This is a genomic window from Frigidibacter sp. MR17.24 (assembly GCF_037095655.1).
Lineage (GTDB): Bacteria > Pseudomonadota > Alphaproteobacteria > Rhodobacterales > Rhodobacteraceae > Frigidibacter.
In genome coordinates, this window is sequence record NZ_JBAWKE010000031.1 from 1 (window position 1) to 1,113 (window position 1,113).

At 70.0% G+C, this 1,113-nt stretch carries 1 protein-coding gene and 1 pseudogene; both read right to left on the reverse strand.

Features of this window, described 5'->3' with window-relative positions:
• Position 1 precedes the first annotated feature (1 nt).
• Positions 2-928 (reverse strand): electron transfer flavoprotein subunit alpha/FixB family protein, encoded by a 927-nt coding sequence (locus tag V8J39_RS23510; RefSeq protein WP_336463406.1) that lies wholly within the window; start codon positions 926-928, stop codon positions 2-4.
• A pseudogene (locus tag V8J39_RS23515) lies at positions 928-1,113 on the reverse strand (electron transfer flavoprotein subunit beta/FixA family protein); the annotation flags it as partial. The pseudogene V8J39_RS23515 and the gene V8J39_RS23510, both read right to left, overlap by 1 nt.

Sequence of the window (1,113 nt, forward strand, 5' to 3'; positions counted from 1 at the left end):
ATCAGACCTTCTGGGTCAGTTCCGGGACGAGCTGGAAGAGGTCGCCGACCAGGCCGTAATCGGCGACCTGGAAGATCGGGGCTTCCTCGTCCTTGTTGATCGCGACGATGACCTTGCTGTCCTTCATCCCCGCAAGGTGCTGGATCGCGCCCGAGATGCCGCAGGCGACGTAAAGCTCGGGGGCCACGACCTTGCCGGTCTGCCCGACCTGCCAGTCGTTCGGCGCATAGCCCGAATCGACCGCCGCGCGCGAGGCGCCGACCGCCGCGCCCAGCTTGTCCGCCAGCGCCGCGATGATCGCGAAGTTCTCTTCCGACCCGACGCCGCGCCCGCCCGAGACCACGATCTTCGCGCTCGTCAGCTCGGGGCGGTCCGAGGCCGCCACCTTGTCCTCGACCCAGGCCGACAGGCCCGGATCGGCGGCCGCGCCCACGGTCTCGACCGGCGCCGAACCGCCCTGGCCCGCGGCCGAGAAGTTGGCGGTGCGGATCGTGAAGACCTTGGTCGCGTCGCCCGACTTCACCGTCTGGATCGCGTTGCCGGCATAGACCGGGCGCTCGAACGTGTCGGCATCGACCACGGCCGAGACATCCGACAGCACCATCACGTCCAGAAGCGCGGCCACCCGCGGCAGCACGTTCTTCGCGTCCGAGGTCGAGGGCGCGCAGATGTGGCTGTAATCGCCCGCGAGCGACACGATCAGCGCCGCGGTCGGCTCGGCCAGGCGGTGGCCCAGCGTCGCGTCCTCGGCCACCAGCACCTTCGCGACGCCCTCGATCTTGGCGGCCTCCGCACCGGCGGCGGCGGCCGAGGCGCCGGCCACCAGCACGGTGACGGGGCCGAGCGCGGTCACGGCGGCGACGGCCTTGGCGGTCGCGTCGACCGACAGCGTGCCGTCGGTCACTTCACCCAGGATCAGCACGGCCATCAGAGCACCCCCGCTTCGTCTTTGAGTTTGGCGATCAGCTCGTCGACCGAGGCGACCTTGACCCCGGCCTTGCGGCCCGCGGGCTCGGTGGTCTTGACGATGGTCAGCCGCGGCGAGACATCGACGCCGTAATCGGCGGCGGTCTTCTCCTCGAGCGGCTTCTTCTTCGCCTTCATGATGTTCGG